This is a genomic window from Acinetobacter pecorum (assembly GCF_014837015.1).
Classification (GTDB): domain Bacteria; phylum Pseudomonadota; class Gammaproteobacteria; order Pseudomonadales; family Moraxellaceae; genus Acinetobacter; species Acinetobacter pecorum.
In genome coordinates, this window is record NZ_JACSPT010000002.1 from 21,336 (window position 1) to 38,099 (window position 16,764).

Annotated in this window: 16 protein-coding genes; 8 read left to right on the forward strand and 8 right to left on the reverse strand. The window is 43.8% G+C overall.

All coding sequences use genetic code 11. The features are described 5' to 3' along the window. Positions 1–25 precede the first annotated feature (25 nt). Positions 26–844, reverse strand: coding sequence for a rhomboid family intramembrane serine protease (locus H9629_RS01625; protein WP_064095672.1), 819 nt, complete (start codon positions 842–844; stop codon positions 26–28). Positions 845–921: 77 nt separating this feature from the next. On the opposite strand from H9629_RS01625, the gene mtgA reads away from it, so the two are divergent. Together mtgA and ppk1 are read left to right on the forward strand one after the other, a co-directional pair. After that, a complete protein-coding gene (mtgA, locus tag H9629_RS01630) occupies positions 922–1,596 on the forward strand; it encodes a monofunctional biosynthetic peptidoglycan transglycosylase (protein WP_064095671.1) in 675 nt (224 codons plus the stop codon). Between the two features lie 111 nt (positions 1,597–1,707). Next, the gene (ppk1, locus tag H9629_RS01635; protein WP_064095670.1) at positions 1,708–3,789 is read left to right on the forward strand and encodes a polyphosphate kinase 1; all 2,082 of its coding nucleotides are present in this window, start codon (positions 1,708–1,710) and stop codon (positions 3,787–3,789) included. 253 nt (positions 3,790–4,042) lie between these two features. Here the strand turns inward: ppk1 and oxyR are convergent, their stop codons facing one another. From oxyR to rubA, 4 genes are all read right to left on the reverse strand, one after another. Next, positions 4,043–4,951, reverse strand: coding sequence for a LysR family transcriptional regulator OxyR (gene oxyR / locus H9629_RS01640; RefSeq protein WP_064095669.1), 909 nt, complete (start codon positions 4,949–4,951; stop codon positions 4,043–4,045). Between the two features lie 13 nt (positions 4,952–4,964). Continuing rightward, positions 4,965–5,903 carry an esterase EstB gene (gene estB, locus H9629_RS01645; protein ID WP_064101494.1) on the reverse strand — a complete coding sequence of 313 codons (939 nt, stop codon included), beginning with the start codon at positions 5,901–5,903 and terminating at the stop codon, positions 4,965–4,967. 57 nt (positions 5,904–5,960) lie between these two features. Continuing rightward, positions 5,961–7,139: a rubredoxin reductase RubB gene (rubB, locus tag H9629_RS01650; protein WP_191730531.1), complete on the reverse strand. Its 1,179-nt coding sequence runs from the start codon at positions 7,137–7,139 to the stop codon at positions 5,961–5,963. 91 nt (positions 7,140–7,230) lie between these two features. After that, positions 7,231–7,395: a rubredoxin RubA gene (gene rubA / locus H9629_RS01655; RefSeq protein ID WP_004279415.1), complete on the reverse strand. Its 165-nt coding sequence runs from the start codon at positions 7,393–7,395 to the stop codon at positions 7,231–7,233. 500 nt (positions 7,396–7,895) lie between these two features. Between rubA and H9629_RS01660 the strand changes: the two genes are divergently transcribed. After that, complete coding sequence (locus tag H9629_RS01660; protein ID WP_064095666.1) at positions 7,896–8,438, forward strand: adenine phosphoribosyltransferase; 543 nt, start codon at positions 7,896–7,898, stop codon at positions 8,436–8,438. A 40-nt stretch (positions 8,439–8,478) separates the two neighbouring features. Here H9629_RS01660 and H9629_RS01665 read toward each other — a convergent pair whose 3' ends face one another. Next, positions 8,479–8,973 (reverse strand): YqiA/YcfP family alpha/beta fold hydrolase, encoded by a 495-nt coding sequence (locus tag H9629_RS01665; protein WP_191730438.1) that lies wholly within the window; start codon positions 8,971–8,973, stop codon positions 8,479–8,481. A 240-nt stretch (positions 8,974–9,213) separates the two neighbouring features. Here H9629_RS01665 and H9629_RS01670 point away from each other — a divergent pair, with 240 nt between their 5' ends. Continuing rightward, complete coding sequence (locus H9629_RS01670; RefSeq protein WP_191730439.1) at positions 9,214–9,375, forward strand: hypothetical protein; 162 nt, start codon at positions 9,214–9,216, stop codon at positions 9,373–9,375. Further along, positions 9,362–10,891 (forward strand): lysine--tRNA ligase, encoded by a 1,530-nt coding sequence (gene lysS / locus H9629_RS01675; protein ID WP_191730440.1) that lies wholly within the window; start codon positions 9,362–9,364, stop codon positions 10,889–10,891. The genes H9629_RS01670 and lysS overlap by 14 nt, the downstream gene beginning before the upstream one ends. A gap of 349 nt (positions 10,892–11,240) precedes the next feature. Here lysS and trpS read toward each other — a convergent pair whose 3' ends face one another. Then, positions 11,241–12,254, reverse strand: coding sequence for a tryptophan--tRNA ligase (gene trpS, locus H9629_RS01680; protein ID WP_064095663.1), 1,014 nt, complete (start codon positions 12,252–12,254; stop codon positions 11,241–11,243). A 189-nt stretch (positions 12,255–12,443) separates the two neighbouring features. Between trpS and H9629_RS01685 the strand changes: the two genes are divergently transcribed. Beyond that, positions 12,444–13,370 carry a DUF808 domain-containing protein gene (locus H9629_RS01685; RefSeq protein WP_191730441.1) on the forward strand — a complete coding sequence of 309 codons (927 nt, stop codon included), beginning with the start codon at positions 12,444–12,446 and terminating at the stop codon, positions 13,368–13,370. A 48-nt stretch (positions 13,371–13,418) separates the two neighbouring features. Beyond that, the gene (gene ypfJ, locus H9629_RS01690; protein WP_144724954.1) at positions 13,419–14,324 is read left to right on the forward strand and encodes a KPN_02809 family neutral zinc metallopeptidase; all 906 of its coding nucleotides are present in this window, start codon (positions 13,419–13,421) and stop codon (positions 14,322–14,324) included. Positions 14,325–14,362: 38 nt separating this feature from the next. On the opposite strand, the gene H9629_RS01695 is transcribed toward ypfJ, so the two are convergent. Next, the gene (locus tag H9629_RS01695) at positions 14,363–14,917 is read right to left on the reverse strand and encodes a hypothetical protein (protein WP_144724956.1); all 555 of its coding nucleotides are present in this window, start codon (positions 14,915–14,917) and stop codon (positions 14,363–14,365) included. Between the two features lie 216 nt (positions 14,918–15,133). On the opposite strand from H9629_RS01695, the gene H9629_RS01700 reads away from it, so the two are divergent. Continuing rightward, the gene (locus tag H9629_RS01700; RefSeq protein WP_064095659.1) at positions 15,134–16,633 is read left to right on the forward strand and encodes a cation:proton antiporter; all 1,500 of its coding nucleotides are present in this window, start codon (positions 15,134–15,136) and stop codon (positions 16,631–16,633) included. Positions 16,634–16,764: the final 131 nt, after the last annotated feature.

A 16,764-nucleotide genomic window follows, 5' to 3' on the forward strand; every position in this document is an offset into this window, starting at 1 on the left:
CTTGGGCTTTTAAACCGGTTCTGATTTAAAGTTGTAACTGCTGCTGCATGAGTTCCAGCATTTCTTGCCAGAGTGGACGAATGGGTTCAAGCAAGACTAGGTTATATTGATAAAGCAGGACACACAGCCCAAAACCGATACACAAGGCTATCAGATTGAACAGGCGGCTACGCTGCATTTTTTGACCCATATACCATAACAGGGTGAGCAAAGCACCCATCAGCATGCCGCCTATATGGGCGGCATTGTTGATTCCGCTGATCATAAAGCCCAATGCCAGGTTTAGACCCAGAACCATTACCAGGGTTTTTTTATCCAGAATAAAGCGTTGCTGGGGTAGCATCGGCAATAAGGCCAGCACTGTCAGTGAAGCCCCGAGTCCCATCACAGCACCAGATGCCCCGGCACTGACTGCAGGTAATAGATCTGGATTGGCGACACCACCTTCAATCAGGTTATAGCTGTTTTGAATATTTATATAACCACTGAGCAGACTACCCATCAGACCGGCGCAGAGATATAAGCCGATAAAATACATCCGGCCAAAAAGTTGTTCGGCCACACTACCAAAAATATACAAGGCCCACATATTCAACATCAGATGAATCAGGCCAAAATGAAAAAACATGCTGCTAAACAAGCGCATGGGTTCCGCTATATAAGTTAAAGGTGCATAATCTGCACCCCAGAGAATAGCATCTCGGGTACTCGGTTGGGTCACGTCCATGCCATGCATGACTTGCCAGACAAATAATCCCACATTGATGCCGATTAAAATGGCGGTAATCCACCAGAGATGCATATCAAGTTTGCGATGTGCGACAGGGGGAGAGTATTCAGACATGCTATTTTTTTGCTGTGATTGTATATTTCGAATAAGCTTAACACGAAAAATTAAATTTTCAGGAGTAACGCACTGACATGAAAGCCTTTCTGATCCGCACGATGCTCGTCATCGTCAGTGTGATCCTGCTGGTTCAATTGTGGATCTTTGCCAGTCTGGCCTGGTGGCGCACCCATCCGGTAAACACCACCATGATGATGCGGATCGATTACTGGTCAGAACCTTCCAAACCGATTCAGCATCAGTGGCGGCCCTACGACGAGATCAGCCTGAATCTGAAACGTGCAATTGTCACTGCGGAAGATGGAAAATTTATTCATCACCATGGTTTTGACTGGGAGGGCATTCAACAGGCGCTGAATAAAAACCGGGATCAAGGCCGAGTCGTCGCAGGAGGTTCCACCATTTCCCAGCAACTGGCGAAAAACCTGTTCCTCGTCAATAAGCGTTCATTTGTACGTAAAGGACAAGAAGCTGTCGCCACCTGGATGATGGAACGCATGTGGTCCAAACAGAGAATTCTGGAAGTGTATATGAACTCGATCGAGTTCGGGGACAACATCTATGGAGTGGAAGCCGCGGCCAAACATTATTTTGGTAAAACCGCGCAAAGCCTGACCCAGGATCAGGCTATCTTTCTGGCTGCCATTCTCACCAATCCGAAATATTTTCAGGATCATCGTAACTCGTCTGCTTTAAATGCACGTAAGCGGATGATTAAGCGTTATATGCGTTATGCAGAATTACCTTAAGATATTATTTAGAGAGAAAGCCCAATTATTTGGGCTTTTTTTATGAAATTGTCATAAAATTGAAGCATACTTGGAACGATAAGCACAATTTTAAATCCACGTAGGTTTGATATGAATACGGCAGCCAGCAGCACTTCAGTACAGCCCGAATATACGTATAATGATCGTTATATCAATCGTGAACTGTCTATCCTGGACTTTCATTTACGCGTTCTGGAACAGGCTGTCGATCCTTTACATCCATTGCTCGAACGCATGAATTTCCTGTTGATTTTCTCGCGTAATCTGGACGAGTTTTTTGAAATTCGCGTTGCAGGTGTTTTAGAGCAGCTTGATCTGGGAAATGAAAGCCGCAGCCCGGATGGTCTCACACCCAAGCAGGTCATGGAGCAGATTTCTAAAACTGCGCATGCCGCGATTGAGCGTCAGTACCGTATTTTGAATGAAGAAATTTTGCCAAAACTGCGTGAGGAAGATATTTGTTTCCTGCGCCGTGGTGAGCTGACTCCAGCACAATCTGCCTGGGTTAAAAAATATTTTCAGGAGCAGGTGGCGCCGGTTCTCACGCCGATCAGCCTAGACCCAGCGCATCCATTCCCGCGGCTGGTGAATAAATCACTGAACTTTATTGTGACGCTGGAAGGTAAAGACGCCTTTGGTCGTCAGATTGATCTGGCCGTAGTGCCTGCACCGCGGTCATTGCCACGCGTGGTACGTTTGCCCGATGAACTGACCGATGGCAAAGAACATCATGTGATGCTGTCTGCCATTATTCACGAGCATGTCTCCGATCTGTTTCCGGGTATGACGGCGACCGGCTGTTATCAGTTCCGTGTTACCCGTAATGCCGATCTGGCCTTGAATGAAGATGTGGAAGATCTGGCCAAGGCACTCAAAGGTGAACTCAGTTCACGCCGGTTTGGTCGAGCGGTACGTCTGGAAGTCACAGAAAACTGTCCACAGCATATTTATGAATATCTGCTGAATGAATTTGATCTGGATGAGGATCAGCTTTATAAAGTTGCTGGCCCGGTCAATCTGGCACGTTTGCTGTCTAACTTTAAGCGTCCACATTTACGCTATGACTCGCATACGCCGGTTATTCCCAAAGTACTAAAAAAATCTGAAAATATTTTTAGTGCAATGCAGAAACAGGATATCTTGCTGCATCATCCGTTTGAATCTTTTGCACCGGTCATTTCATTATTACGTGAAGCGGCACGTGATCCACAAGTCTTGGCGATCAAACAGACCTTATATCGTAGCGGACCGGATTCTGAAATTGTGCAGGTACTGGCTGAAGCTGCCCGTAATGGCAAAGAAGTCACGGCAGTGATTGAATTGCGCGCGCGTTTCGATGAGGAATCCAATATTGAAGTCGCCAATGTACTGCAGGAAGCGGGTGCGGTGGTGGTGTATGGCATTGTGGGCTACAAGACCCATGCCAAGATGATTCTGGTGGTACGCCGGGAAAATAATAAACTGGTGCGCTATGTGCATCTGGGTACCGGTAACTATCATGCCGGCAATGCGCGAATCTATACCGACTATGGGCTGTTAACTACGGACAAAGACCTGTGTGAAGATGTGCATCGGATTTTCCAGGAACTGACCGGTATGGGGAAAATGGCCAAGCTGAAAAAGCTGCTACATGCGCCGTTTACCTTGCATGCCCAGTTACTGAACTATATCGATAATGAAATTGCCTTTGCCCAGGCAGGTAAGCCGGCGCAGATCATCGTCAAAGTCAATGCCCTGACCGAAATGCAATTGATTAATAAACTTTATGAGGCCTCTCAGGCCGGGGTGCAGATTGACCTGATTATCCGTTCGATTTGCAGTTTGCGTCCGGGATTACCGGGCCTGTCTGAAAATATTCGGGTACGTTCAATTGTCGGGCGTTTCCTGGAGCATACCCGTGTGTATTATTTCAGCAATAATGGCAATGCACGGATTTACTGTTCAAGTGCCGACTGGATGGATCGTAACCTGTTTAACCGGGTCGAAGCCTGTTTCCCGATAGAAGATGAAGGCTTGAAAAAACGTATCTATCAGCAGGGTCTTTTTAATTACCTGAAAGATAACCAGCAAGCCTGGTTATTGCAAGGTGATGGAACCTGGGTGCGAGCACATCCGCAAGAAGGTGAAAAGCCGCATAATGCACAACGTGTTTTGCTAGAGCTGTTTAAATAGGTTTAGGTATTTCCAGAGGCTGAATCTTCAGCCTCTTTTTCATTCTGAAAAGAGGATTTAACTGTGCTGCAGAATAGGTGCAGGTGCAGTAAATGAAATGATCTGATATTTATTTTAGACTGCTTATCTTCTATCTCGGAATATTTTTACTCATGTTCAACCTGAGGCCTTGCTGGCTTTATTTGAGTTGGAGTATGAGTTTTAGGATATAAAAAAAGGAGCACGCTTGTTGCTCCTTTTTATCATACTGGGATTAAGCGCCGTCGTGACGGGTAATCTTCTGGAAAATCTGTAACAACACATCAAACTCGCTTTGTAGCGGAGTGCTTTTACGGGTTACCAATGCCAAGGTACGACTTGGGGCTGACTCGATGGCTTTTACCTGAATCTCAGGGTTAGCTTTTACCATATTGGTATGGATCGCAATTTCAGGCAACAGGGTAAAACCAAGATTGGCTGAAACCATTTCGATTAAAGTCGGCAGTGAGCTGGCTTTTAGCCGATGATCATTTTTACGCTCACCAATCGGGCAGGCACTTAAAGCATGATCACGCAGGCAATGACCTTCTTCAAGTAACATCAGGCGAGACAGGTCCAGATCTGCCAGAGAATTGGCTTGTGCCGCATGCTGATCAGATTTTTGATAAACCAGATACAGATTCTCTTTGGCAATTTCAGCGACTTTCAGACCACGGGTGTCGAAAGGCAATGCCAGTGCCACCATATCCAGATTACCGTGTTCCAGCTTTTCTACAATCTTTTCACTTTGTGCTTCATGCAGATGCAACTGAATTTTTGGTAACTGTTTATGCACTTCGTCTAGCAGCTGGGACAACAGGAAAGGAGCGATCGTTGGAATGATTCCGAGATGTAAATCACCGGTTAAGGGTTCACTCATCTCACGACTTAAACGCATTAGATCCTGAGCATCGGCCAGTAGAACACGTGCGCGAGCAACCACTTGTTCACCAAGAGGCGTTAAACGAACATTCTGACGGTCGCGTTCAACAAGTACGCCACCGAGTAAACGCTCCAGCTCCATGATGCCGCCAGACAAGGTAGACTGGGTGACAAACGAGCGGCGAGCAGCTTCTGTAAAATGCAGCGTCTCTGACAGTGTTACGAGGTATGACAGCTGTCTTAGGGATGGTAATGCAGCCATAGTGTCCTAATGTTTATGATTTAAAATGATCAGCAAATAATTCGCTAAGATATGGAATAAAATGCGGTGGGATATCATGCCCCATTCCATCAATTAATTCAAATTTAGCCCCTGAAATTGCTTTCGCAACGGCCTTGCCATGGCTAGGAGGTAGCAATCGATCTCGAGAACCATGGATCACCAGGGTATCTTGTTTGATTTGCTTGTCCAGTTGCAGCAATGAGCCTGTACATAATATTGCTAAAAACTGCTGAAGTATACCGGCAGGATAGTAACTTCGCTTATATAATTTGCGTGCGGTCTGCACTGCCTCCAGATGATTGACATAACCTGGTGAGCCAATGATCTTAAACAGTTTCAAGCTATGGTCGACAATACCATCTTCATCTGTTGAAGATGGTTTGTCAATTAAACTAAAGAGCTGCTTGGGAAAGGGTGGTGGTAACAGCGGCTGGTTATTGCTGGTAAATAATAACCCCAGTTTTTTAACTTTGTCCGGATAGCGGGCTGCCAGAATCTGCGCAATCATACCGCCCATTGAGGCACCCAGCACATAGACCTGCCCCAACTGCATTTTTTCAATCAGCAGACTGACATCTTCCGCCATATCATACAGATCATAAGGTGCACCCTGATTGCCCAGACCCAGAACAAAACGGCTCATCATTTTCAGGGTGTTCAGACGTGGGCCTTTATGATGGATTTTTGAAGACAGCCCAATATCACGATTATCAAAACGTACAATATGATAACCTTTATCAATCAGGGATTTACAAAAAAAATCCGGCCAGTATAGCATTTGCCCACCCAGACCCATAATCAGCAGAATGGTAGGATGTTCCGGATTGCCACCAACCTCGACATGTAGCTGGATCCCATTACCAAGATCGACCTTAGTTTCATGCATGAACGGGGTATAAGGGGAAAGATTAAGCTGTTCTAAGCTATACATGGTCGCTGTCCTGATAAAAGGATATTTTGTTTAAAAAATATCCTTGCTATTAAACCTCTAAACTGCCGCAGGAATCAAGTCAGGAACCTGCTTGGTCAAGGCCAGACGCTGTTTGGCTGCAGTGGCACCCAAAAGTACGAAACCGCGTAAGGTTCCATGGGTGTCAATTGCTTTAGCCAGCATGCCATCGTCAAACTCTTCAGTTTCCCAGATGACATCAACATCGACGGGTGCAGGCAATACCGTTAAAGGTGCAGCAGGTGTTTTAACTGCCACAGGCATGGCAGGATAATGTACGGCAGTGTGTTCACCGTTCAAGGTTTTTGCCAGAGCGCGAGCTTGTTGCATGATGGGCATGACGTAAGGCAGTAAGATTCCATTGACTTCGGCACAGTCACCTACAGCATAAATATCGGCCTGACTGGTTTCCAGTTGTGCTGTGGTTAAAACTCCGCGACTGGTATGGATGTCTGCCTGTTTTGTCAAAGAAATATTTGGCTGCAAGCCTACCGCAGATAACACCACATCTGCGACCAGAGACTGGCCATTGGCCAGCGTGACCAGATAATCACCGTTATTGGCTCGAGAAACTTTTTCGACCGTGGTGCCCAAGACAAAGTGGATGCCGGTTTCTTCAAGATTTTTCTGGAATGCTGTGGCAACATATTCCGGCAATAAACGGCCAAGCGGCTGCGGTGCCAAATCAATGACTGTAACTTGGTGATCGGTATTTTGCAGGTCGTTGGCAAATTCACAGCCAATCAGGCCGGCACCTAAAATCACCACACGCTTATCTTCACGTGCTGCCAGATTATTACGGAAAGCTTTATAGTCATTTAAATTGTTGACGACATGAATATCATCGCTGGCGTCCCCGGCAATGGCCAGACGTACCGGATTAGCACCGACTGCCAAGACCAGTTTGCTATAAGGTTGCGTGCTTTCCTGACCATCTTTTTCAAGAATAAGCTGATGATCTTCCGGATGAATCGCTTTGACCCAGGTGTGCTGTTCAATGTGCATATTAAGCTGTGCTGACATTTTAGCTGCATCGCCCAGTGGAATCTGTTCAGGTGCTTTATTGCCGGCCAGAGCATTGGAAAGCGTCGGTTTAGCATAATTGACTGCATCATCGGCACAAATCATTAGCAGTTCATGCTCTGGATTCAGCTTGCGAAATTCACGTGCTACGGCATAACCCGCCATACCTGAACCAATAATGACGATAGGATGCATAGTTGTTTCCATATGGTAGAGCTCCATGCTGTATAAATGATAGAAAGGCATAAAAAAAGACCATATAGATATGGCCTTTAACTGGGCGTCATTAGACTTCGATCATTTCGAAATCGACTTTAGACACGCCACAATCTGGACAGGTCCAGTCATCCGGAATATCTTCCCACTTGGTTCCCGCTACGATTCCGTCTTGAGGCCAGCCTTCTGCCTCATCATAAATCCATCCGCATACGATGCATTGAAACTTTCTCATGTAACTCTCCAAAACTAAGCAATTCTAGGCGTCAGCTTAAAATCCATAAAATAGCAAGACTCTAAAAGAATATAACTTTTTAACAGTGAACATATTTGGCTAAATTTTTACGCAGTTCTGTTCAGAAAGTAAAGTGAATAAAAGCTTAATCAGCGAAATTAGCAGCAGAATAGAGCTCGCATTCCTTATTTATCAGGAAACTACTTTATCAGGAAACTACTTTTCATCTGCTGTTGTAGGTGGTTGAAGATACCAATCTGATTATGAGTAAAAATTACAGTTTTCTGGTGTGACCGACCAAAGTCTTGCAGTAAAAATTCTCCTTTTCAGGTAATTTAAAATAGCTAAAGTCTGGATTAAATATTTTTTAAAATAAATGAATTAAATAAAATCAAATAGTTGTTATTAAATATCGGGTTTTTATTATACAGCTTGGCTTGTCCACATACCTCAAATAAGTTTAAAATTCTTACATTCCTTTTCTTTTTTTAAGATCTCCCATGAGCAATTTGTCTACTTCTTTGTGGTCTCACATTCGTACGGTCCAAGATTTTCCAAAACCTGGAATTTGCTTCTATGATTTGACACCACTTTTCATGAGCAATATTGGTCCATTGACTGATGCCTTGATTGCTAGCATTCCTGCTGACAAATTGGCAGAAGTAGAAAGCTTTATTGCGGTTGAAGCACGTGGTTTTGTCTTGGCAAGTTTGTTAGCGCAACGTACAGGTAAAGGCTTATTGCTGGTTCGTAAAGCAGGGAAATTACCACCTCCAGTGGTCGGTGTCGGTTATAGCCTGGAATATGGGCTGGATCGGTTAGAAATGTCTGCGGAAGTTCAATCCCAAAAAGTAATTATTGTGGATGACGTTCTGGCAACTGGTGGAACTCTAAAAGCGGTTCATGAACTGGCTCAAAAATGCCAGCATGAAGTTCTAGGTGCAAGTATCTTCCTTGATCTTCCTGACCTGCATATGGAATTAGGCATGGAGATCTGGTCAGTACTGGATGATAAATCCCAGCCTGAAGCTGCAGTAGCCTAAGCTTAAAGCATATAAAGAAGCCCCGGATATTGGGGCTTTTTTATTGTCGGATAAAATGATATTCGATTTCCTGAATCAGCTCGTTCACCTGTTCTGGGTGTTCCAGACGATGATGTCCGCCATCAATAGCATGAATCTGCATATAATCTTCCAGCTGAGCTTGTACAGCATGCATATCCAGAATTTCATCGCCTAATTCCAGATAAGCCATTTGCGGAATATCGTGCTGCAAATCACTGTCGCAAATTGCAGGATAGTCATCACGAAAATTGGGTTGCAGGCTGGGATTTGCAATGACGCATGGAATCTGATGGGCATGGGACATTTTCAATGCCCAATAGCCGCCCAGACTGTGTCCGACCAGAATATCCGGTTTGATGGTTTCAATCGTCTCATGATAAAACTCGGTAACCGAACTATAGCTCAGATTTCGGTAATCGACATCGATACAGTATTTAGGGGCTATATCGATAGCATGGAACTTGGTGGATTCTTTCGAGGAATCTAAGCCATGTAAAAACAAAATCTTAGACATAGTTTATTACTCATTTTTATGAGACATGCCATATTGCTTATTTGTGGATGGGCATGCCTTCTTCAATCTGAGCATCATTGTAAAACGTCTAGCTGTACAAGACAGTTAGCTATTGGTCTAAGCCGCCGTTTCACACTCCAATAATTTTATGTAAAACCTCTTTGCTTTGGACTTTAATCGTAGTTGAGAGCAGCCGAATGCTGCAAAAAATTGGGCAAAAGAAATTTAACAGGGTGGCAGATGGATGCAACTGAATTGCAAAAAGAAGGGGATAGTAGATATTTCCAAAGAAAAGCCGGTTCGTGGAAGGGTTTGCGCTACGATTTGGGAACGATTTCTGCTATTCTATGCAACATCTATTTTTTAACTAATCTTATTCGAGGCAGAGATGACGCAAACTAACGCTCAATCGACTTCTGAACAAATCATTTCCGAAAACGATTTAATTGCACAGCGTCATGCCAAGTTAAAGCAAATCGAAGCTCAGGCACAAGAAACAGGTAAGAGCCCATGGCCGAATACCTTTAAGCGTGAGCATTATGCCCAGGATTTACAAGACCAGTTCGCTGATAAATCTAAAGAAGAAATTGAAGCAGGCGAAAAAGTCTACGTTAAAGTTGCCGGTCGTGTGATGTTGAACCGTGGTTCATTTATCGTGATCCAGGACATGACCGGTCGTATTCAGCTTTATGTGGCGCGTAAAGAACTCCCAGAAGATGTACTTGCTACCATTAAAGGTCTGGACCTAGGCGATATCATCGCAGTGGAAGGTTATATCGGTCGTTCGGGTAAAGGCGATCTGTATGTACATATCGAGCATTTTGAATTATTGACCAAATCATTGCGTCCGCTTCCAGACAAGTTCCATGGCCTGAACGATACTGAAGTAAAGTATCGTAAACGTTATCTTGATCTAATCGTCAATGAAGAAACGCGTAAGACTTTTGAAATTCGTGCCAAAGTTGTGGCAGGTATCCGTGCCTTCCTGACTGAAAAACGCTATATGGAAGTTGAAACGCCAATGATGCATGTGATTCCAGGCGGTGCATCTGCGCGTCCTTTCGAAACACATCATAATGCATTAGATATGCCATTGTTCTTGCGTATTGCGCCAGAGCTTTATTTAAAACGTTTGGTAGTCGGTGGTTTTGAACGTGTGTTTGAAATTAACCGTAGCTTCCGTAACGAAGGTGTTTCTACCCGTCATAACCCTGAATTCACCATGATTGAATTCTATCAGGCTTATGCAGATTACAAAGACTTGATGGAATTGACCGAGCAAATGCTGGAGCGTCTGGCGATTGATATCTTGGGCACCACTGACGTGCCTTATGGTGATGAAGTGTATAGCTTCAAAGGTCCATTCAAGAAAATTTCAATGTTTGATGCGATTCTTGAAAATAACCCACAATTTACTCCTGAAAATGTCAATGACCGTGAGTTCCTGGCAAAATTCCTTCAGGAAGAATTGAAAGAGCAGGTGAAGCCAGGTTTTGGTCTGGGCAAACTGCAAACGATGGTATTTGAAGAAACCGTAGAAACCAAATTGCGTCAGCCAACGTTCATTACAGAATATCCAGCGGAAACCTCTCCATTGGCGCGCCGTAATGATCATAATCCGCACATTACTGACCGTTTTGAATTCTTCATCGGTGGCCGTGAACTGGCAAATGGCTTCTCGGAGTTAAATGATCCAATCGATCAGGCTGAACGTTTCCAGGCACAGGTTGCTGAAAAAGATGCTGGTGATGATGAAGCCATGCATTACGATGCAGACTTTGTCGAAGCACTAGAATACGGTCTTCCTCCAACCGCAGGTGAGGGCATCGGTATTGACCGTCTGGTGATGATTTTTGCCAATGCAGCAAGTATCCGTGATGTAATCCTGTTCCCGCATATGCGTCATAAAAATGCTTAAGTGCTGAATACAAAAAACCCGCTCTGGCGGGTTTTTTTATGCTTGAAATAAAATATACTCAAAACTTCAAGACAAAAAAAACGCAATGATTGGGGTTGTCATTGCGTAGAAAAAGGAACGTCTTTCAAACTACTTCATTAACTGTGGAGAGAGTTAAATCTGATTCCTTACTGAATATGATCATAATAGGATGCATTCTCATATGACTCATCAGTATTCATGTTAATACATGTTAAATAAGGTTAAAACTATGGAGATTATGTGGGGATATTTGCATTATTACTGCGCATTTTCAACTTAAATAAAAAAGCTCTTCATCAGAAGAGCTTTTAAAAGCAATTTTTTATATTTAAAAATGGAATACGCCGAGTCCAGATTTAACTTCATCCAGTGTTGCCTGAGTAATATCGCGACATTTATCAGTTCCGGTTTTCAGAATATCCATGATGTAGTCTGGATCTTTAGCCAGTTCAATACGACGCTCACGAATTGGACCAATCAATTCTTTAAGAATGCCTTCCAGACGTTTTTTTACCGTACCATCACCTAAACCGCCACGACGATAATGAGCTTTGAGTTCTTCCAGCTCTTCTTTATTTGGATCAAAAGCATCTAGATAAGTAAATACTACATTGCCTTCTACCTGACCAGGATCTTCAATGCGCAGATGATTCGGATCGGTATACATGGCGTTTACTGCTTTCTTGATATCTTTATCTGTCGCATCCAGCACAATGGTATTGCCCAAAGATTTTGACATTTTTGCTTTACCATCAAAACCAGGCAGGCGACCAACATTGGAAAGAAGCGCCTTACATTCTGGTAACAGGTCATGACCAATTTGACGGTTTAAACGTCGTACGATTTCGTTGGTCTGTTCGATCATTGGAATCTGATCTTCACCCACAGGAACCACAGTGGCCTTGAAGGCTGTGATGTCAGCAGCCTGAGCCACCGGGTAGCATAAGAAGCCGGCTGGAATATCACGTTCAAAACCACGCATCTGGATTTCAGATTTGATGGTCGGGTTACGCTCTAAACGTGAAACGGTCACGAAATTGAGGTAAAGCATGGTCAGTTCGTTTAAGGCAGGTAAACATGACTGAACACAAATGGTGGTTTTGGTTGGATCAATACCCACAGCCAGATAATCAGTTGCCACTTCAATAATGTTACGGCGTACCTTTTCAAAATTGTCCGCGTTATCGGTTAAGGCTTGGGCATCCGCAAGTAACAAGTGTTGATGATGGGAATCCTGCAGACCTACACGAGAGCGTAATGAACCCACAAAGTGGCCGAGGTGGAGTTGTCCGGTAGGACGGTCGCCCGTCAAGATCACTGGACGATTATCTTGATTACTCATTATCTATTCCAAAGGGTAGTCAGTACTACAGCTGTATTTTAACGAATGGCAACATTGTACGGCATTCTGTTTTTGATTGTCAGCCAGAAAAAAAGCTGTAGTAAAAAAATCTTATAAATTAAACAAGTGAATACAATATTTTTAAGAATATTGATTAAAATAAGCTGAAATACGATAAGGATAATAAGTATGGCGAGCAGTTTATTACTATTATTAGATGATATTGCTACTGTTCTGGATGATGTCGCTGTCATGAGTAAAATGGCAGCAAAAAAAACAGCAGGCGTCCTCGGTGATGATCTGGCATTGAATGCCCAGCAAGTCAGTGGTGTACGCTCCGAGCGTGAACTGCCTGTCGTGTGGGGAGTTGCCAAAGGGTCTTTTGTTAATAAACTGATTCTTGTTCCTTTAGCCTTACTCATTAGTGTGGTAGCTCCATGGCTCATCAATCCTTTACTGATGATTGGTGGTTTGTTTCTATGTTATGAAGGTGTGGAAAAAGTACTGCACAGCCTAAAACATAAAAAAGCCCAGACCAAAGAAACTGCTGAAGCAGAATTCTCTGCCATTGAAACTGATTTGCTCAAGTTCGAGAAAGACAAAATCAAAGGTGCGATTCGTACCGATTTTATTTTGTCTGCTGAAATTGTGGTGATTTCATTAGGCACTGTGGCGACTGCAGCTTTTGGTACGAAAGTCATGGTACTTTCACTGATTGCTATTTTAATGACCGTGGGTGTGTATGGATTTGTAGCCATGATTGTCAAAATCGATGATCTGGGATTGTATCTGACTGAGCAGGCATCGGGTTTTAAGCAAAGCATTGGACGTGGATTACTGGCTTTTGCTCCAAAATTAATGAAAACACTGACGATCGTGGGAACCATTGCCATGTTTTTGGTGGGCGGCGGGATTATTGCCCATACTATTCCGTGGTTTCATCATTTAACTGAAGATTCTGTTGATCATATACAACACATTCCAAATGTTGGAAATATTATCGGTGCAGTTACTCCCACATTAATTAATCTGGTCATTGGTTTTATTGCGGGCATGGCGGTATTGCTTATAGTTGCCATGATCCAAAAGATTTGGCCCAAATCATCAAAAGCTTAAGATACAGAAATATCTGGATATTGAGCAGATTAAAAGAAGGGAAAGGCTATGCGTTGGAAAGGTCGTCGTGTCAGTAGTAATGTAGAAGACCGTCGCGGTGGTGGTGCCAAAGCGGGCGGAATCAGTATTGTCGGGTTGATTGTGGCCTTTGTGGCCTGGAAGTTTTTTGGCGTTGATCCACAACAAACCTATCAAACTACCAAACAGGTCACTCAGGGTATCTCGGGTGCAACAGAAACCCGTGGACTGGAAAATCCCACCCCGGAGCAGCAGGAATCGATTGAGTTTGTCGGAACCGTATTGGCAGATACTGAAGATACCTGGAATCAGGTGTTCCAGCAGCAGTTAAACCAGCAGTATGTTCCTCCGAAACTGGTCTTGTTTAATGGTATCGTGAATTCAGGTTGCGGTACGGCTCAGGCGGCGATGGGCCCTTTCTACTGTCCGGCAGACCAGAAAGTATATATCGATACCGCGTTCTTTAAAGATATGCGTACTCAGATGGGCATTAGCGGAGAACAGAATGCCACTGAACTTTCCCGTAATGATCAGGCTGGGGACTTTGCGCTGGCCTATGTTGTGGCCCATGAAGTAGGTCATCATATCCAGACAATTTTAGGTATTTCCTCTCAAGTACAACAGGCGCGTCAGCAGGCAAGCGAAGTGCAGAGTAATCAGCTTTCAGTACGTCAGGAATTGCAGGCAGACTGTCTGGCCGGAGTCTGGGCCTACCATAATCATCAGCGAACCCAGTTTCTGGAACAGGGTGATGTGCAGGAAGCCATGGATGCTGCACATAAAATTGGTGATGACTATTTACAGAAACGTGCGCGCGGACAGGTGGTACCGGACAGCTTTACTCATGGCAGCAGCGCACAGCGAGTACATTGGTTTAATACAGGCTTGCAATCCGGTCAGATTGCGAATTGCGATACCTTTAATCAAAATATTTAGTTCATTTGCTTATAAAAAAGGAGCTTTAGGCTCCTTTTTTATTTGTACAGAAAACGTCGGAAATTTCTTAATATTTTGATACTGACAAATAACGCAGCCAAAGCAAACAGGGTAATTGCAAAGACCGTATATTTCAGGTTGCTGATGTCATTCTGATAAAACTGCTGAATATCCTGTTTGGAATATTTAAGAGTAGTTTCTTTGCCGGTCCGGCTGTCTCTAAACTGGATTTTTTCAATATAAAACAGGTTTCCTGCTTTAATGAGGTCAATGCTCTGGATTTGGCGGGTATGCGACTGATTATAATCATCGCTGCATAAAGTGCTGTAATGCTCACAATTAATTTTGGCCACATAACCATTTCCTGCTATCAGAATGAAAATAGCATTGTCCGGTCGCTGGTTATTAGATACCAGAACATACTGTTCGCTAGCGGTACTTTTTAGGGGAATGCTGGTTGCCTGCTGATAATGCTGTCCTGCTTGTAGAATTTCCTGAATTTTAGCGAAGCTGGTAAAACATAAGGACAAGGTGACCAGAAAAATCACACTTGCAAAACAGAGGCGGAAAATGGTTTTGACAGTTTGATGCATGGGAGAGAAATTCAAAATAGAAAGGGGAGGAAAGCAAAAGCCAAGTGCTGATCTGTATGTTAAATCATCATTCGGAAATACTGAAAAGAAACTTAACTCAATTCGATAAAAAGAGGATTAAACTTGTTTTGTCAGAATACGCTGCTATTCAAACCTCTATTTTAACAATGCCGCTCTGCGCATAGTGCTCCATCTCGCCCGATTTTAGGAAACCGAATGGGAAATTTCTTTTTTCTTCAGCTACTCACAGTCGTCTTTGCCTTGTCCATTGCCACAACCATGTTTAATAAGCGTGTTTTAGGCTTTCCACAAGCGATCGGCGTTCCGATTGTCTCGGCAATTTTTGTTTTTATTTTGCAGTGGGGTGCCAGTTTACTGCATGGCAATCCATTCTTTAGCATCAATATTGACAATATCGAGCAGGCTGTTCGTCATGTGGATTTTTATGATTTTCTGATCAATGGCGTGATCTGCTTTATTCTGACCTCATCTGCACTGAAGTTTAAGGTCTCGGATTTGCGTAACCACTGGCGGCCCATCAGTATTCTGGCTGGACTGGCTTTGGTGTTTTGTGCGGTATTCTTTGGTGTGGCCTTATATGGTTATCAATTCCTGATTGGTAAGCATGTCGACCTGCTGGTTTTACTGTTGCTCGGTGCGGCTTTGGGTGCCACAGACCCGATCGGTATTAAAGGGGTATTGAGTTCGGTTCGCGCACCGCATCATCTGATTGTCAAGCTGGAAGGCGAATCACTATTTAATGATGCGATGTGTATTGCCCTATTTATGACTTTGCTCAATGTTCTGCAAGGTGAAAACTTTACGGTCTTGGGGGTACTGCAAACCCTGCTTTATGAGATTGTGGTGGCAGTGCTGATCGGTCTGGGATTTGGTTTTGCGATCTTGCGAATTCTGCGCGGCAAGCATGAAATGGAGTCGCTTATTCTGACCACAGCCTTGCTGGCCTGCGGTTCATATCTGGTGGCATTACTGGCCCATGCTTCAGCGCCAATTGCTTGTGTAATTGGTGGCTTGATTGTCGGTAATAAATGGAAAGAAATCCTGGCTGATGCTGAAATTGGTGATGTTAATCATTTCTGGCATACTGTTGAAGGAATTATTAATTCATTCCTGTTTACCCTGATTGGTCTGGAATTGTTTATTCTGGACTTGAGTACCAGCCTGGTTCTGGGCGGAATGGTGGCCTTTGTAATTCTGCATTTGGCCCGTTTTGCAGCTAACTATCTGGCCTTTGCTATGTTTCCAAAAGTCAGCAAGAAAAGCTATAACGGCAGTTTAACCATTCTGTCTTGGGGCGGAGTACGGGGCGGGATTTCCCTGGCACTCATTTTAGCTGTAGCCAATGTTCCACAACTGGAAGCCTATAGCAGTATTCTGGTGGGCTATACCTTTATTGTGGTGCTATTGTCTGGTGTGGTATGTGGCTTGGGCTTACCTGCAGTGATGAATGCCTTTTACTATAATCCCAATGAAGAAACTGAGGGCTTCAAAGGCTGGTATCAACGCATGTGCCACAAGCTGAACCGTAAGGGCTTTCGCTATATTGTCGGGGAAGATACCAAAGGAAATGAAACCATCACCGTCTTTCAGCCTGATATCATGATTGATCAAAAAGATGAAGATGGCGTCGCTACGGTGCATCATCCAGACAAGGTTCAGGAAGTCAAACGATTGGAAAACCCGGATAACTTCTAAATATAATATCAAAATATTATGGGATTTTCTGTTGAGGCAAAGAATCGAACAAGCCTAAATGTATAAGCAGGCTTGATTATTCTCAGAGAGTTTTTTAAGGAGACAGGTATATTTTCATTTAAACGGGTTAT